Genomic DNA, 17,213 nt, shown 5'->3' on the forward strand with positions numbered 1-17,213 from the left:
ACCTCAACCTTGGCAAGGTTGCGCTCTACCAACTGAGCTATTCCCGCGTTAAGAGACCATGATTATAGAACGAATTTCAGTCTCGTCACGAGGGCCAGTGTGAATTTTTTTCACACTGGCCCAAGGGGCCAAGCTCAATGTTTGATCGAGCCCTGAGCAGCCGCTGGCGTCACGGCTTCCACCGTCGCAGCTGCTGCTGCTGCGGCGGCGGGCTCATCGTCTGGCAAAGGCGTGGGCAGGCGTTCCAGGGCAATCTCCAGGACCTTGTCAATCCATTTGACCGGCACGATATCCAGTCCACTCTTGACGTTGTCAGGAATCTCCTGAAGGTCCTTGACGTTCTCCTCCGGAATCAGCACGGTCTTGATGCCGCCTCGCAGGGCCGCGAGCAGTTTTTCCTTCAAGCCACCAATGGCTGTGACTTCGCCGCGTAGGGTGATTTCGCCGGTCATGGCCACTTCACCGCGCACGGGAATGCCGGTCATGGCGGAGACCATGGCCGTGGTCATCGCCGCACCCGCGCTGGGACCGTCCTTCGGTGTGGCGCCATCCGGCACGTGCACGTGGAGATCACGCTTCTCAAAGTACTCGTCTGGAATACCCAGACTGCGTGCGCGGCTGCGAACCACAGTGCGGGCGGCCTCGACCGACTCTTTCATCACGTCGCCCAGAGAGCCGGTACGTGTGATATTGCCCTTGCCGGGCATGAGCGCTGCCTCGATGGTCAGCAAATCGCCGCCCACCTCCGTCCACGCCAACCCCACGACCTGGCCCACTTGGTTCTGCTGTTCGGCGCGCCCATAGTTGAACTTGCGCACACCCAGATAATCGTGCAGATTCTCCGCGTTGACCTGAACCTGGGGCGTCAGTTTCTTGAGCTGCAAGCCCTTGACGACCTTGCGGCAGATCTTGGAGATCTCTCGTTCCAACGAGCGGACACCCGCCTCACGGGTGTAGTAACGAACGATGTCGCGGATCGCGTCTTCGGTGATCAGCAACTCCTCGTCCTTGACGCCATTGTTCTTCAGCTGCTTGGGACTCAGGTAGCGCTGAGCGATATTGACCTTCTCATCTTCCGTGTAGCCTGAGAGACGGATGACCTCCATGCGATCCAGCAACGCTGGCGGGATGTTCATGGAGTTGGAGGTGGCGACGAACATCACATCCGACAGGTCGAAATCGACCTCGACATAGTGGTCGCCGAACTTGTTGTTCTGCTCAGGATCCAGCACTTCCAACAGAGCGCTCGACGGATCACCCCGAAAATCCGTGCCCAGCTTATCGATCTCATCCAACAGGAAGAGCGGGTTGCGCGTGCCGACCTTGGCCAGCGACTGCAGCACCTTGCCCGGCATGGCGCCAATGTAAGTCCGTCGATGGCCCCGGATCTCCGCTTCGTCGCGCATGCCTCCCAACGCCATGCGGACATACTTGCGTCCGGTGGCCTTGGCAATCGACTGCCCGAGCGAGGTCTTGCCGACGCCGGGTGGCCCGACCAAGCACAGGATCGGCGCCTTGACCTTGTCCACGCGCTGCTGGACCGCGAGGTATTCAAGGATGCGGTCCTTGACTTTTTCCAGGCCGAAGTGATCCTGGTTCAGCACTTCCTCGGCATTCGCCAGGTCATGCTTGATCTTGGTTTTTTTGCTCCAGGGCAAACCGACCAGGGCGTCAATGTAGTTGCGCACCACGGTGGCCTCGGCCGACATGGGCGACATGAGCTTGAGCTTCTTGAGTTCGTTCTCGGCCTTCTTGCGCGCCTCGGCGGGCATGCGGGCGAGCTTGATCTTTTTCTCGATCTCCTCGAGATCCGCACCGTCCTCGCCCTCGCCCAGTTCTTTCTGGATGGCCTTGACCTGCTCGTTCAGGTAAAAATCGCGCTGATTCTTCTCCATCTGACGCTTGACACGCCCACGGATGCGCTTGTCCACGTTCAGGATGTCGACTTCGCGCTCGATCTGCTCAAACAGATTCTCAAGCCTGTCTTTCACCTCGGACAAGCTCAGCACCGTCTGCTTGTTCTCCAGCTTGAGTGGCAAATGCGCGGCGATGGTATCGGCCAGTCGGCCGGGGTCATCGATGCTGGAAATCGAAGTCAGGATTTCGGGAGGAATCTTCTTATTGAGCTTGACGTACTGGTCAAACTGCTGCATCACGGCCCGGCGCAAGGCTTCGATTTCACTGCTCAGCTTCTCTCCCATCACCTCCGAGGCAGCGGCCTGCACCGGGACCACCGTCGCGGTGAAATGGGTTTCGCCTTCCGTGATGTTTTGAACGTTGGCGCGCTGCTGCCCTTCGACCAGCACCTTCACCGTGCCATCGGGCAACTTGAGCATCTGCAGAATCGTGGAAACACAGCCCACGTCGAACATGTCCGAGACTTGGGGTTCGTCCTTCGCAGCGGCTTTCTGCGCCACCAGCATGATGCGGCGCTCAGCTTCCATCGCGGCTTCGAGGGCCTTGATGCTCTTGGGGCGCCCCACGAACAGCGGAATCACCATATGGGGGAAGATCACCACGTCGCGCAGAGGCAGCAGCGGCAATTCCAGGGGTTCAGGCGGCAGATGAGTTTGACCGGACATGGAGGGTCCTCGCAATGTTTTTGATGAGCAGGCTGTGAAGGGTTAGATGCGGGGAAGATTCTCTTTTTCCAGCCCTGCGATGCATATTAAGCCGCTGAGGATGATGTTAAGCAGGATTAGACCTGCTGAAACCACGAAGGAAACCATGGAAAACCGACAGCTTTCCATGTTCCTGCGTTTTTCGCATGATTTTCTGGCAAAACCGCCCCGATCAGACGCCCCCTGGGATTGGCAAGCGCACCGCCCCCAAGGAATCACGCATTCGCGTCAAGCTTGCTTGGCCGCCTCGCGGTACACCAACAGCGGCGGCTTATGTTCCTCGATCGTGGACTCATCCACGACGACCTTCTCCACATTGCTCAAGGTCGGCAAATCAAACATCGTGTCGATCAGGGACTGCTCCATGATCGAACGCAGCCCACGCGCGCCAGTCTTGCGGGCCAGACTTTTCTTGGCGATCGCGGCCAGCGCCGTGGGGCGAATCTCCAGCTCCACGCCCTCCATGCCGAAAAGCTTGGCGTACTGCTTGACCAGCGCATTCTTGGGCTCGGTCAGGATCTGCACCAGGGCATCCTCGCTCAGCTCGGCCAACGTGGCGACCACGGGCATGCGCCCCACGAGTTCGGGAATCAGGCCGTACTTGATCAGGTCTTCCGGCTCGACTTCCTTGAACACTTCCGTCAAGCTGCGCTGAGTCTTGCTTTTGACGGCCGCACCAAAGCCGATGCCCGACGATTCCGTGCGTCGCTCGATCACCTTCTCCAGACCAGCGAACGCGCCACCACAGATGAACAGGATGTTGGTCGTGTCGACCTGGATGAAATCCTGGTTCGGGTGCTTGCGCCCGCCCTGCGGCGGCACCGAGGCCATCGTGCCCTCGATGAGCTTCAGCAAGGCCTGCTGCACACCTTCGCCGGAGACGTCGCGGGTAATGCTGGGGTTGTCGCTCTTGCGTGAGATCTTGTCGATTTCGTCGATGTAGACGATGCCACGCTGGGCCTTCTCGACCTCGTAATTGCAGTTCTGCAGCAACTTGGCAATGATGTTTTCGACATCCTCACCCACGTAACCGGCCTCGGTGAGGGTGGTCGCGTCAGCCATCACGAAAGGCACGTTGAGCTGGCGCGCCAGGGTCTGCGCCAGCAGGGTCTTGCCCGATCCGGTGGGGCCGATCAGCAAGATGTTGCTCTTGGCCAGTTCCACCTCATCCTTGCGCGCGGTCTCTTTGTGCTGCAAACGCTTGTAGTGGTTGTACACCGCCACCGCGAGCGTGCGCTTGGCGGCATCCTGTCCAATCACGTAGTTGTCCAGGTTGGCCTTGATCTCGGCCGGGGTAGGCAAGCTGCCGCGCCCCGCGTTCTGGTCGGTGGGGGCAGGCAGCTCGTCACGGATGATTTCATTGCACAGCTCGATGCATTCGTCGCAGACGAAGACCGAGGGACCGGCAATCAGTTTGCGCACCTCGTGCTGGCTCTTGCCGCAGAAAGAGCAGTACAAGGTTTTTTCGCTGGATGTGCTTTTTTTGTCGGCCATATATTCATCACCTTCCTTGCCCACCGGGAAATTCCCGGGCAGATCATAACCAAGCGCGCGCCCTGCTCTGGCGAGCCCTCCTGGCCTTGAAAAAGGCACGGGGTTGGCCCGACAAAAACCGTGCCGCCCGGGGAACTCAAGGCCGTTTTGCGATCACCTGGTCGACCAGACCGTAGTCCTTGGCCTCGTCAGCCGAGAGGTAGTAGTCACGTTCGGTGTCGCGTTCGATTTTTTCCAGCGGCTGACCCGTGCGTTCCGCCAGGATCTTGTTCAACTGCTCGCGCGTCTTGAGGATCTCGCGGGCGTGGATCTCGATTTCCGTCGCCTGGCCCTGCGCGCCGCCAAGTGGCTGGTGGATCATGATCTTGGAATTGGGCAGGGAGAAACGCTTGCCTTTGGCACCGGCCGCCAGAAGGAAAGCGCCCATGCTGGCCGCCATGCCGATGCACAGCGTGGACACGTCGGGCTTGATGAAGTTCATCGTGTCGAAGATGGACATGCCCGCGCTGACGCTGCCGCCCGGGGAGTTGATGTAGAGCGAAATCTCCTTGTCGGGGTTCTCGCTTTCCAGGAACAGCAACTGCGCCACCACCAGGTTGGCGGTCTGGTCGTTCACCGGCCCCACCAGGAAGATCACGCGCTCGCGCAACAGGCGCGAGTAGATGTCATAGGAACGTTCGCCACGCCCCGACTGCTCGATCACGATCGGCACCATGCCCAAGGCTTGCGTTTCGGTGGCGCCATGGTAGGCGGAGGGATGAGCGACAGAGTTGCGCAGATTCATGTTGACTCCAAATTAGAGACCCGGACTTTATCGCCATTTATATAACGGAAATCGCCGGGGCCGCGAACGGCGGAAAGACCGCCGTTCAAGCAAATGGGGCCTGCAACCGGGACTGCAAGCCCCGGCTCAGGCCCCAACCACGTGCGACGCCGGGAATCAGCCGGGCTGTCCCATCAGATCATCGAAGGAAATCGCCTTTTCCGTAACCTTGGCCTTGGACAGCACGAACTCCGTGACGTTGTTCTCAATCACCACGGCTTCGACCTCGGCCATGCGGCGGTTGTCGCTGAAATACCAGCGCTTGACGTCTTCCGGACGCTCGTAGCTGGCAGCCAGTTCATCCACGTGGGCCTTGATCTGCTCGGGCGTGGCTTCCAGCTTGTTGGCGCGCACCAGTTCGGCCACCACCAGGCCCAGGCGCACGCGGCGCTCGGCCTGCGGCGTGAAAAGCTCGGTCGGAATCGGGGCTTTGTCGGCGTCCTTGATGCCGCGGGCCTTCAGATCAGCGCGCGCGCTCTCGACCATGCGATCCAACTCGGCAGCGACAATGCTCTTGGGCAGGTCGAGCTCGGCCTTGGCGATCAGGGTGTCCATCACCGCCTGCTTGTTGCGCGCCACAAGGCGGGCCTTGACCTCGCGCTCCAGGTTCTTGCGGATGTCGGCATGCAAGGCGGCCACGGTGCCCTCGGCCACGCCCAGGGACTTGGCCAGCGCATCGTCCACCTCGGGCAGGTGGGCGGCCTCGATCTTCTTGACCGTGACCAAGAAGTCGGCGGTCTTACCGGCCACGTCCTGGCCGTGGTAGTCGGCCGGGAAAGCCAGAGGGAAGGTCTTGCTCTCGCCCGCCTTCATGCCACGCACGGCATCTTCGAACTCCTTGAGCATCTGGCCTTCGCCCACCAGGAATTGGAAGCCGTCGGCCTTGCCGCCCTGGAAGGGTTCGCCGTCGATCTTGCCCTCGAAGTCCACCGACACGCGGTCGCCATCCTGGGCGGCCTCGTCCTTGCCCCGCTGGGCGAAGGTGCGGCGTTGCTTGCGCAGGATGTCCACGGTTTTCTGGATCGCGGCCTCGCTGACTTCGGCGTTCACCTTTTCAATCTCGGCGCCGGAGAGTTCACCGATCTTCACTTCGGGATAGACCTCGAACACCGCGTCGAAACTGACCTGACCCTCGGGTGCATTGTCCTTTTCGGTGATGCGCGGTTGACCAGCGACGCGCAACTTGGCTTCATTGGCGGCGGAGGCAAACGCCTCGCCCACCTTGTCGTTCATGACCTCGTACTGCACGGAGAAACCATAGCGCTGGGCCACGACGCTCATCGGCGCCTTGCCCGGACGAAAGCCGTCCATGCGCACGGTACGCGCGAGCTTCTTGAGGCGAGCATCCACCTCGGTCTTGATCACGTCCACGGGCAGGTTCAGGGTGATCTTGCGCTCGAGCTTCTCGAGGGTTTCAACGGTAACGGCCATGGTCTACTCCAAAAAATCGACGATTCGGACAGATCGGGGCAAATACAGCGGCCTTGGCCGCCAGGAATTGCCACAGTGTGGTGCGCGGGGGGGGACTCGAACCCCCACACCCTTGCGGGCGTCAGGACCTAAACCTGGTGCGTCTACCAATTTCGCCACCCGCGCAAAGAAAGACAAAAGGCGGTGATCGCAGGCCCGAAGGCATGCAACACCGCCTTACGAAATCGGTGAACCGTCTATTTTAACCGGGCCGACACCCTGATTCCGCGCCTGGGCATGGCGTCATGCAAGGGCGATGAGCCTGCGGGACTCAAGCCGTGGCGGGCCATGCCCACCGCAGATCAGTACAACGCCGGTTTGTCACGCTTGACGCGGAACCAAGCGGCATACATCGCCGGCAATGCCAGTAGCGTCAGGACGGTCGCCACGACCAGCCCCCCCATGATGGCAATCGCCATCGGCCCCCAGAACACGCTGCGCGACAAGGGGATCATCGCCAGCACCGCGGCGGCGGCCGTCAATACGATGGGGCGCAAACGCCGCACGGCGGACTCGACAATCGCATCCCAGGCAGCCACCCCGTTCGCGCGCTCCTGTTCGATCTGGTCAATCAGGATCACCGAATTGCGCTGAATCATGCCCATGAGCGCGATCACGCCCAGCAGCGCGACGAAACCAAACGGCCGATTGAACAGCAGCAAGGCCGCGGCCACGCCCGCGATGCCGAGGGGACCTGTCAGGTAAACCAGCAGGGCACGGCTGAAACTCTGCAATTGCAGCATCAGCAGGGTGAAGGTAATGAAGAGCATGACCGGCATGCCAGCCGCAATGGAACTGGAGCCCTTGGAGCTCTCCTCCACGGTGCCCGCCACCTCGATGCGGTAGCCGTTGGGCCAGCGCAACTCCAGGGTTTTGAGCACGGGCAACAGTTCCGCCGTGACGGTCGCGCCCTGCAGGCCCTCGGCAATGTCGCTTTGAACCGTGATGGCGTAATCTCGGTTCTGGCGCCACATCACGCCGGGCTCCCAGGTGAACTGGGGCTTGGCGATCTGGGTCAACGGAATCTGGCGGCCGCTGGCCGTGGGCAGGTAGGCGTTGCCCAGGTCGGTGACGGCATCACGTTCGTCCAGCGGCTGGCGCAACACAATGTCGATGAGCTTGTCACCCTCGCGGAACTGCCCCACTGTCGCGCCGACCAGCGTGGTCTTGGTGGCCTGCGCGATGGACTGGCTGGTCACGCCCAGGGCACGGGCTTTGTCTTGATCCACCTCCAAACGGATCACCTTGACCGATTCGTTCCAGTTGTCATTGACGCCACGGGTGTTGGCGTTCTCGCGCATGAGGGCTTTGACCTCGTCCGCGCGCGCGCGCAGCACCGCCGGGTCCGGCCCCATCACGCGGAACTGAACGGGGTAGGCCACGGGCGGGCCATTGGGCAGCAACTTGACGCGTCCACGCACCTCCGGGAATTCCTGGGCCAGCACCACGGGCAGCTTCAGCCGCAGCGACTCGCGCACCTTCAGATCCTTCGACATGACGATGAGCTGGGACACGTTGGTCTGCGGAAACACCTGGTCCAGCGGCAGATAGAAGCGTGGCACGCCCGAACCCACCCAGGTACTGACAGCGGTGACACCTTCCTCGGCCATCAGGCGGCGCTCGACGCGGCGCGTCACCTCCTCGTTGGCCGCGAAGGATGTTCCCTCGGGCAGCCAGAGATCCACCAGAATCTCCGGACGCACGGAATCGGGAAAGAACTGCTGCTGCACCCGGCTCATCCCAACCAGGCCAAGCGCAAAAGTCAGCAAAGTCGCACCGATGGTCAGCCACCGATGCTGGACGCACCAATCGACCGCTCGGCGGAAGGCCTGGTAGAAGGGCGTGTCGAAGTGTTCGTGGTGCTCGGCCCCCGCCGCCGTGGGCTTGACCTTGAGCAGCACATTGCCCAGATACGGCACGAAATAGATCGAGGCCAGCCAGGACAGCACCAGCGCGATGCCCGTGACCGCGAAGATGGCGAAGGTGTACTCACCCGTCGAGGACTTGGCCATGCCGATGGGCAGGAAGCCCGTGGCCGTGATCAGCGTGCCGGTCAGCATTGGCATGGCCGTCACCTCGTAGGCGAAGGTCGCGGCGCGGGCCTTGTCGTAGCCCTCTTCCATCTTGCGCACCATCATCTCGACGGCGATGATGGCGTCGTCCACCAGCAGGCCCAGCGCGATGATGAGGGACCCCAGCGACACCTTGTGCAGGCCGATACCCCAGTAGTGCATGGCCAGGAAGGTCACCGCCAGCACCAGTGGAATGGTGATGCCGACGACGAGACCCGGGCGCATGTCCACGTACCAGCGGCGCCACGGCGGCAGAGTGCCCCCGACAGGGGTGTCACGTTTGTGCAGGCCCAGGCTGAGGAAGCTCACGGCTAGCACGATCACCACGGCTTCGATCAGCACGTGCACGAACTCGTTGACAGATTCAGACACGGATCTGGGTTGGTCCTGCACCTGCAACAGGCGCACGCCCGCGGGCAAAGTTTTCTCGATGCGCGCCGAGACTGCCTTGAGCGCCTTGCCGAGGGCAATGATGTCGCCACCCTTGACCATGGACACACCCAGGGCGATGACTTCACGCCCGTCATGGTGGACCTTGACCGCTGGCGGATCGGCGTAGCCGCGCGTGATGGTGGCGATGTCGCCCAGGCGCAACTGCGCACCCGAGGTGCCACGGATTGGCATCTCGCGCAGTTCTTCCAGCGCATTGAACTGCCCAGCCACGCGCACCTGCACCACGTCCAGCGGCGTTTGCACGGCACCCGCGCTCTCCACGGCGTTTTGCTGACCCAACTGGGCCAGCACTTGGTTCATGTCCAGTCCCAGTTGCGCCGCCGTCTTCTGGGAGATCTCGACAAACACCTTTTCGTCCTGAGCGCCGAACAATTCGACCTTGGCCACATCGGGCACGCGCAGCAGCTGCTGGCGGGCGTCATTGGCGAAGTCCTTGAGTTCGGCGTAGCTGAAACCCTCGGCGTCCAGCGCGTAGATGACCCCGTACACGTCACCGAAGTCATCGTTGAAGTAAGGCCCCTGGATGCCTGCGGGCAGCGTATGACGCATGTCGCCCACTCGCTTGCGCACCTGGTACCAGGTGTCCGCCACTTCCGACGGGGGCATCGAGTCCTTGAGGTTGAAGACGATCTGCGATTCGCCTGGCTTGGAATAGCTGCGAATCTTGTCGGCGTAAGGCACCTCCTGCAGGGTGCGCTCGAGCTTGTCCGTGACCTGCTCGGCCACCTGTTGCGCGGTGGCACCCGGCCAACTGGTGCGCACCACCATGGCCCGGAAAGTGAAGGGCGGGTCTTCGTCCTGCCCCAGTTGGAAATACGCCGTCAAACCCAGCACCATCAGCACCACCATCAGGTAGCGCGTGAGCGCGGGATGCTCCAGGGCCCAGCGCGAGGGGTTGAAGCCCTTTTTAGGTTCCATCTGCGTCATGACCGTCTCACTCCGCAGCCTGGGCCGACTTCGGTTGGTAGATCGTCACTTTCTGACCTGGCGAGAGCACGTGGACTCCCGTGGCCACGACCAGCTGACCCGGCTGCAAGCCAGACGCGATCACGGCCTCGTTGCCATCGGCCGTCGAAACCTGGACCGGCTGCGACCGGACAGTCATGGTGGCCGTGTCCAGCACCCACACCGCGGTCACCTGCCCGTCCTGGCGCAAGGCACTGCTGGGCAACTTGATGGCCTGCATGGTGGTGGCGTTCGTGTTGGCGTTCTTTGCCTGCACCGGGGTGGACGGCAGTACCGCCACGGTCGCACCCAAGGGCGGCAGCTTGCGTGCGGAATCCGACGCTTCGATGCTGGCCTTGACCAAGAAGGTGCGCGTCACCGGATCAGCGCTGGCCGCGACCTCACGCACGCGACCAGGCAGCATCTCCCCCGTGGCCCAGATTCGCAGCTGAACCGGCATGCCGTTGATCATCAACGCCACTTGCCCTTCGGGCACGGAAAACACCACGTCGCGGGGACCATCCTGAGCGATGCGCAACACCGGAGCGCCTGCCGCGACCACCTGACCCGGCTCCGCCTCGATCGCGGTGACGACACCCGCGGCATCGGCAACGAGCTTGGCATAGCGGGCCTGGTTGCCTTGCGTCGTCAGTTGGGCCTCGGCCTGATCCAACTGGGCCTGAGCGGCTTTCAGCTGCGCCTCGCGCCGGTCCAGTTCCGCATCGCTGATGAAGTTCTGCGCCCGCAGTTCGCGGTAGCGTTGCAGATCGGCCGCCGCCAGGTCGCGATTGGTGCGAGCCGCCGCCGCCTGCGCGCGGGCCGCGTCCGCCGTCAGCTGATAATCCTGCGCGTCCAGCTGCGCGAGCACATCGCCCACGTTCACATGCTGGCCCAGGTCCACTTGGCGCTGAACGATCTTGCCAGCGACCCGGAAGCCCAGCCGCGACTCGGTGCGGGCACGCACCTCGCCCGCGAACTCGCGCGTGGACTGCAAGGGACTGGCGCCCACCGTCAGCACCTTGACGGCCCGCACCGGCTCTTCCACGGGGGACTGCTTTGAACAGGCGGCAAGCACAATCGCAGCCGCCAGCGTGAGGCCGATGGCGCCCACCCGGGACAAGGAAGATGAAAAACGATGCCGCATGAGAATTATTCCGCCGTTTGAATGCTAATGACTGACCAGTCAGTAATTTATTAAAACCCCTGTTGCTTGTCAAGCCATCCCTGTCGTGAACCCCGCCTCCTCCGTACAGCACTACGAAAACTTTCCCGTTGCATCGCTGCTCTGTCCACCGCGGCTGCGTGCTCCGATCCAGGCGCTCTACCACTACGCCCGCACGGCAGATGACATCGCCGACGAAGGAGATGCCCCGGCCACGCAGCGCCTGGCGGATTTGACTGCCTACCGGGACGAGCTACAGACCTGTTTCGCCGCCTCTGCGGCGCAGGCCAAGACTCCGTCCCGCTGGCCCCACATCTTCGACCCGCTGCGCCTCGTCGTCCATCGTGTCGAGCTTCCAGAAACACCGCTGACCGACCTCCTGTCCGCCTTCATGCAGGACGTTGAAAAAACCGAACAAACGATCCGCCAAGGCAGCCGGCCGGGCGCAGCCTATGCCGATCGCGCTGAGTTGCTGGACTATTGCCGCAGGTCGGCTAACCCGGTGGGCCGGCTGGTGCTGCACCTGCATGGCATTGACGACCCGGCATCGCTGGCGCAAAGCGATGCGATCTGCACGGCCTTGCAGCTCATCAATTTCTGGCAAGACCTCAGCCGGGATATCCCGCGTGGTCGGCACTATCTGACGGCGGCCGACCGCGCTGCCCACGGCGTGAACGACGCGGACTTGCAAGCGCTGCGCGGCACGGCACAAACGCAAGCCCTGATCGCCGACTGCTGCGCCTGGGCAAGGCAACTGATGCGGCAAGGCGCTCCACTGGTCCACCGCATGCCTGGCCGCATGGCCTGGGAGTTGCGCTTCGTCGTGCAAGGCGGCCTGCGCATCCTCGACAAGATCGAGGCCCAGGGCTTCAACACCCTGCAGCGCCGACCGCGAATCACCGTGGCCGACGGAGCACTGCTGCTGTGGCGCGCCCTCGGCATGCGCGCGCGGGCCACGAGCCCGGGGCCTTGAAGCGCCCCTGCTTCGGCCAGCGTGGGCAGCTTGCCGATGCCGATGCCGATGCCGATGTCGATGCCGGCTAGCCTGGTGCCGGATCGGTGGGCGTCCGCGCCAACTTGGCGCTCAGAACCTCGGCCAGCCAGTTCATGAACACCTGCGTGCGGCGCGGCAGTTGCCTGCGGTTCGCGTAGACCAGCGACACCGGCATGGCGGGCGCACGCCACTGGGGCAGCACCTCGACCAGCAGGCCCTGCTCGATCAGGGGCCGCGTGCCAATGGCCGGTGCCTGGATCAGGCCCAGCCCCGCCATGCAGGCGGCCGAGTACGCCGCTGTGTCGTTCACCGTCAACGCCCCCGCCATGGGCAGGTTACGGACATCGCCCTGCTCCACGTACTCCCAGCCCACGGGCCGCCCTCCCAAGGTCGGCAAGTAGTGCACGAGGCGGTGCTTCGCCAGATCTTCCAGCGTTTGGGGGGTGCCGTGCTGGGCCAGATAGGCCGGACTGGCGCAGTTGAGCTGCACCATGTAACCCAGGGGCCGGGCCACCAGGGCCGAGTCGTCCAGCGTGCCGATGCGCAGCACGCAGTCGAAGCCCTCGCGCACCAAGTCCACGCGTCGGTCGGTGCTGCTGAGTTCCAGCTCCAGCTCGGGATGCAGCGCGAGGAACTCACCGAGCCGGGGCAGCACCTGCTGGCGCGCCACGCCGCTGGGCATGTCCACGCGCAGGCGCCCGCGCACCGCCTCGCCACCTCTGCGGAACAGGGACTGCGCGTCGTCCAGTTGTGCCAACAACTCCTTGCAACGCTCGTAGAACACTTGGCCGTCCTGCGTGGTCTGAACGCGGCGGGTCGTGCGGTGCAAGAGCCGCGTGCCCAAGCTGGCTTCCAGTTGCTGCACTGCCTGCGACACGCTGGCTTTTGGTAGGCCCAGGCTGTCGGCCGCCTGGGTGAAGCTGGCCAGTTCGGCCACGCGGGTGTAGATCTGCAATTGCTCGGGACGCAGCATGGCGGACTCCTGGTGGGAGGGTGAGTGTGGCCGGGTCAGACGCTTCCATTGTTCAATTTAAATGAACAAATTTATCAAATTTTCCCAATTTATCGCAATGGGACGAATCAATAAAGTCACTCCTGTCTCAACCACCTCACCAGGAGCATGACCATGAACCCCACACCGTTACAGACACCCACACCCATCGCTCTCATCACCGGCGGTAGCCGCGGACTGGGCCGCAACGCCGCGCTCACCCTCGCCGCCCAGGGCAGCGACATCATCGTCACCTACCAGCGCCAGCAGGCCGAGGCCCAGGCCGTGGTGGCGCGGATCGAAGCCTTGGGCCGCCGCGCAGCCGCACTGCAGCTGGACGCAGGCGACAGCGCCAGCTTCGCTGCCTTTGCCACCCGCGTGCTCGAGCTGCTGTCCAAGCAATGGCAGCGGAAAAACTTCGACCATCTGATCAACAACGCCGGCTTCGGCCACTACGCCGCCTTTGCGGAAACAAAGGAAGCCGACTTCGACGCGCTGTACCGCGTGCACCTCAAGGGACCGTATTTCCTGACGCAGGTATTGCTGCCGCTGATCGCCGACGGTGGCCGCATCATCAATATCTCCAGTGGCCTGGCGCGCTTCAGTTTCGCCGGCAGCTCGGCCTACGCCGTGATGAAGGGCGGCGTCGAGGTGATGACCCGCTACATGGCCAAGGAGCTGGGATCGCGCGGCATCGCCGTGAACACGCTGGCGCCTGGCGCGATCGAGACTGACTTCGGCGGTGGCCATGTGCGTGACAACGCGGAACTCAATCGCTCCATCGCCGCGCAGACCGCGCTGGGCCGCGTCGGCTTGCCGGACGACATCGGCGGCGCCATCGCCGCGCTGCTTGCGCCGGGCAGCCGCTGGATCAACGCGCAACGCATCGAAGCCTCGGGTGGCATGGTGCTCTGAGCCCGATCCGCCTTCTCTCTGAAGGCATCGATCAACCGTACTCTGACTCACACTGCGAGTACGGCGAGCATCGCAAGCGCGGGAGCGGCCCGCACTCTAGGTCGACCGGTGTCTTCCTTAGAAGGGGTAGTGGCGCGGGGTCGTCTGCACCGTGATCCAGCGCAGTTCGGTGAATTCGTTGACGCCTTGCCGGCCGCCGAAGCGCCCGATGCCCGAGGCCTTGACACCGCCAAAAGGCATCTGGGCTTCGTCGTGCACGGTCGGTCCGTTGACGTGGCAAATGCCGCTGTCGATGCGACGCGCCACGTTCATGGCGCGCGCGATGTCGCCGCCGAACACAGCCGAGGACAAGCCGTACTCGTTGTCGTTGGCGCAAGCGATGGCTTCTTCCACGCCCTTGACGCGCACGACGGCCTTGACCGGGCCGAAGGTCTCCTCGTGGTAGATCTTCATGGCCGGCGTGACGTGGTCCAGCACGGTCGCGGGCATCAGCGTGTTGGTGGCCTTGCCGCCGCACAGCAGCTTGGCCCCCTTGGCCAGCGCGTCGTCGATCAAGGCATTGCAATGCTCGACCGTGCTCATGCCGATCACCGAGCCCAGCACCACGGGTTCGGGCTTGCGCGGGTCGCCCAGCGGCAGGTTCTTGGCCTTGTCCGCGAACTTCTTGACGAAGGCGTCGGCGATCTTTTCGTCCACGATCAGGCGCTCGGTGCTCATGCAGATCTGCCCACTGTTGGCGAAGCAGCCAAAGGCCGCGCCGTTGACGGCGTCGTCGAGGTCAGCGTCGTCCAGCACCACCATGGGGGCCTTGCCGCCCAGTTCCAGCACCACGGGCTTGAGGTACTTGGCGCAAGTCATGGCGATGATGCGACCGACGCGGGTCGACCCCGTGAAATTGACGCGCCGCACCGCCGGGTGCGCAACCATGGCTTCGACCACGGCACCCGCGTCGGCCGGTGCGTTGGTGATGTAGTTCACCACGCCCGGCGGGAAGCCCGCGTCGATGAAAGATTCGATGATGAGCTGGTGCGTGCGCGGGCTGTTCTCCGAGCCCTTGAGCACCACCGTGTTGCCGCAAGCCAAGGGCACGGCGATGGCGCGCGTGGCCAAGATGACGGGCGCGTTCCAGGGCGCGATGCCCAGCACCACGCCCGCGGGCTGCCGCACGGCCATGGCCAGCGAACCCGGCACATCGGACGGGATCACCTCGCCTGCGATCTGCGTGGTCAGCCCCGCCGCCTCGCGCAGCATGCCGGCGGCCAAGTGCACATTGAAGCCCGCCCACATGGCCGTGCCGCCAGTCTCCGCGCCGACGGCCTCGATGAACTTGGGCGTCTTGGCTTCCATCGCATCCGCGGCCTTGAGCAGCAACATGCGCCTTTCGGTGGGGCCGGTCTGGCTCCAGGTCTTGAAGGCCTCGGCAGCGGCCTCGACGGCCATCACCGCGTCGGCGGCCGAAGCGGCGGGCGCGCGCGTGGCCACGGTGCCATCCAGGGGATTGCGGCGCTCGAAGGTCGCGCCTTTTTCGGCCGTGACTTTCAGGCCGTTGATGAGCATGGACAGATCGGACATGGTGTTCTCCTTAAACAGGTGCCGCGGCATCGGCGGCGGAATGGGTGCCGGAATGGGTGCCGGAATTGGCCAGGGTTTTGCGTCGTTGCACGGCGTCGCTCGCCGTGGTCTGGTCGGCGGCACCCGCCCCCAGGTAAGCCTCTCGGATGACGTTGCTGCGCTCCAGCAGACGGGCCGGGCCGCTGGCCACCAGCACACCGCGTTCGAGGACATACCCACGGTCGGCCACGGCCAGCGCTTTCTTGACGTTCTGCTCCACCATCAACACGGTGGTGCCGGCATCGGCGATGCGGCGAGCGATGGTCAGCAATTCGTCGACCATGCGGGGTGCCAGGCCCAGCGAAGGTTCGTCCAGCATCAGCAGACGGGGTGCGCTCATCATGGCGCGGGCCACGGCCACCATCTGCTGCTCGCCGCCGCTCATGGTGCCGGCGAGTTGCTGGGCACGTTCGCGCAACTTGGGAAAGTCAGCCAGTACCTGCTCGATGCGGTGTGCGCGCTCGGCCTTCGGCACCAGCCAGCCGCCCAGCTCCAGGTTCTCCAGCACCGTCATCTGCGGGAAGAGTTGTCGGCCTTCGGCCACCAAGGTCACGCCGCCGCGCACCACCTCGTGCGTCTTGTCGGGCAGCTCCTCGCCGTCGAGCAATGCCAGGCCCTGGCGCGGAATCAAGCCCATCAAGGCCTTCAACAGCGTGGTCTTGCCCGCCCCATTGGGTCCCAGGATCACGGTCAGGCCAGGCTTGACCTCGAAACGCAGATCGCGCAGCACGAGGAAGGCACCGTAGCCCGCGGAGAGGCCCTGCACTTGCAGGTGCGCGCGCTTGGCGTCGCCAAGCACGAAAGGGGTGTCACGCCACCACATCATGCTGCGGCCTCCTCGGTTCGCGTGGATGCCACCGTTTCAGGCTCGGCCATTTCGTCGCCCAGGTAAGCCTCGATGACCTCGGGGTTGCGCACCACGTTGGCGGGCGTGTCGTCGGCGATCTTGCGGCCCTGGTGCAGCACGATCACGCGCTCCACATGGCGCAGCAGGGTAGTCACGGCATGCTCGATCCAGATCACGGTCAGGTCCAGCTCGTCACGCAGCCGCCCGATCAGGCGCGCCATGTCCTCGATCTCGGCTTCGGTCAGACCCGCCGCCACCTCGTCGAGCAGCAGCAGCCTGGGCCGCGTGCCCAGCGCCATGCCAATTTCCAGCAGACGCTGCTGGCTCGGTGTGATGGCCGCGGCGGGCAATCCGGCCTGCGCGGACAAACCGATCAGTTGCAGGATGCTGCTCGCGTCCCGCAGCGCCCACGGCACGTCTTTTTCCTCGCCCCACAAGATGTACTTGCGCGGCCGCCGTCCCGCGAATTTCAGACCGAAGGCGATGTTGTCCAGCACCGTCATGTCGCCGAAGACGCGCGGCGTCTGGAAGGTTCGCGCCACACCGTGCGCCGCGTAGCGATGCGGTCGACTGCCCGTCAGGTCATGGCCTTGGCACATCAAACGGCCATCGGTCAGGGGCTGCACGCCGGATATGGCGTTGAAGAACGTCGTCTTGCCCGCGCCGTTGGGACCGATGATGCCGACCAACTCGCCCGGCATGAAGGAAGCACTGACCGCGTCCACGGCGGTCAAGCCACCAAAACGCACGGTGACGTCCCGGGCTTCGAGCAAGAATTTCCGAGCCCCGTCGCCGCCAGAGCGCGCCAAGGCGGA

12 protein-coding genes and 1 tRNA gene are annotated in these 17,213 nt (G+C 63.7%); 2 read left to right on the forward strand and 11 right to left on the reverse strand.

Annotated elements, in window-relative coordinates:
* Nucleotides 1–134: 134 nt before the first annotated feature.
* The 7 genes from lon to HGR_RS05150 all read right to left on the reverse strand — a co-directional run bounded on the left by lon (nt 135) and on the right by HGR_RS05150 (nt 11,022).
* The gene (gene lon / locus HGR_RS05120) at nt 135–2,582 is read right to left on the reverse strand and encodes an endopeptidase La (protein WP_006297057.1); all 2,448 of its coding nucleotides are present in this window, start codon (nt 2,580–2,582) and stop codon (nt 135–137) included.
* A gap of 267 nt (nt 2,583–2,849) precedes the next feature.
* Nucleotides 2,850–4,115, reverse strand: a complete 1,266-nt coding sequence (clpX, locus tag HGR_RS05125) for an ATP-dependent Clp protease ATP-binding subunit ClpX (protein WP_006297059.1) — start codon at nt 4,113–4,115, stop codon at nt 2,850–2,852.
* Nucleotides 4,116–4,251: 136 nt separating this feature from the next.
* Entirely contained in the window at nt 4,252–4,899 is a 648-nt protein-coding gene (gene clpP / locus HGR_RS05130; protein WP_050797397.1) for an ATP-dependent Clp endopeptidase proteolytic subunit ClpP, read from the reverse strand.
* Between the two features lie 156 nt (nt 4,900–5,055).
* Nucleotides 5,056–6,369, reverse strand: coding sequence for a trigger factor (gene tig, locus HGR_RS05135; protein ID WP_006297061.1), 1,314 nt, complete (start codon nt 6,367–6,369; stop codon nt 5,056–5,058).
* A 78-nt stretch (nt 6,370–6,447) separates the two neighbouring features.
* Nucleotides 6,448–6,534, reverse strand: a tRNA-Leu gene (locus HGR_RS05140).
* Nucleotides 6,535–6,710: 176 nt separating this feature from the next.
* A complete protein-coding gene (locus tag HGR_RS05145; RefSeq protein ID WP_006297062.1) occupies nt 6,711–9,860 on the reverse strand; it encodes an efflux RND transporter permease subunit in 3,150 nt (1,049 codons plus the stop codon).
* A gap of 7 nt (nt 9,861–9,867) precedes the next feature.
* Nucleotides 9,868–11,022 (reverse strand): efflux RND transporter periplasmic adaptor subunit, encoded by a 1,155-nt coding sequence (locus tag HGR_RS05150; RefSeq protein WP_006297063.1) that lies wholly within the window; start codon nt 11,020–11,022, stop codon nt 9,868–9,870.
* Nucleotides 11,023–11,107: 85 nt separating this feature from the next.
* Here HGR_RS05150 and hpnC point away from each other — a divergent pair, with 85 nt between their 5' ends.
* The gene (gene hpnC, locus HGR_RS05155; RefSeq protein ID WP_006297064.1) at nt 11,108–12,013 is read left to right on the forward strand and encodes a squalene synthase HpnC; all 906 of its coding nucleotides are present in this window, start codon (nt 11,108–11,110) and stop codon (nt 12,011–12,013) included.
* Between the two features lie 67 nt (nt 12,014–12,080).
* On the opposite strand, the gene HGR_RS05160 is transcribed toward hpnC, so the two are convergent.
* Entirely contained in the window at nt 12,081–13,007 is a 927-nt protein-coding gene (locus HGR_RS05160) for a LysR family transcriptional regulator (RefSeq protein ID WP_006297065.1), read from the reverse strand.
* 153 nt (nt 13,008–13,160) lie between these two features.
* Here HGR_RS05160 and HGR_RS05165 point away from each other — a divergent pair, with 153 nt between their 5' ends.
* Nucleotides 13,161–13,940 carry an SDR family NAD(P)-dependent oxidoreductase gene (locus tag HGR_RS05165; protein WP_006297066.1) on the forward strand — a complete coding sequence of 260 codons (780 nt, stop codon included), beginning with the start codon at nt 13,161–13,163 and terminating at the stop codon, nt 13,938–13,940.
* A 117-nt stretch (nt 13,941–14,057) separates the two neighbouring features.
* Here HGR_RS05165 and HGR_RS05170 read toward each other — a convergent pair whose 3' ends face one another.
* Genes HGR_RS05170 through HGR_RS05180 form a run of 3 tightly spaced genes read right to left on the reverse strand, consistent with a single transcriptional unit; the run spans nt 14,058 to nt 17,171 of the window.
* Entirely contained in the window at nt 14,058–15,512 is a 1,455-nt protein-coding gene (locus tag HGR_RS05170; RefSeq protein ID WP_006297067.1) for an aldehyde dehydrogenase, read from the reverse strand.
* A 10-nt stretch (nt 15,513–15,522) separates the two neighbouring features.
* On the reverse strand, nt 15,523–16,377 hold the full coding sequence (locus tag HGR_RS05175) for an ABC transporter ATP-binding protein (RefSeq protein WP_006297068.1): 855 nt from the start codon (nt 16,375–16,377) through the stop codon (nt 15,523–15,525).
* On the reverse strand, nt 16,374–17,171 hold the full coding sequence (locus HGR_RS05180; protein ID WP_006297069.1) for an ABC transporter ATP-binding protein: 798 nt from the start codon (nt 17,169–17,171) through the stop codon (nt 16,374–16,376). Before HGR_RS05180 ends, HGR_RS05175 begins: the two co-directional genes overlap by 4 nt.
* Between the last annotated feature and the right edge of the window lie 42 nt (nt 17,172–17,213).

Source organism: Hylemonella gracilis ATCC 19624, from assembly GCF_000211835.1.
GTDB lineage: Bacteria > Pseudomonadota > Gammaproteobacteria > Burkholderiales > Burkholderiaceae_C > Hylemonella > Hylemonella gracilis.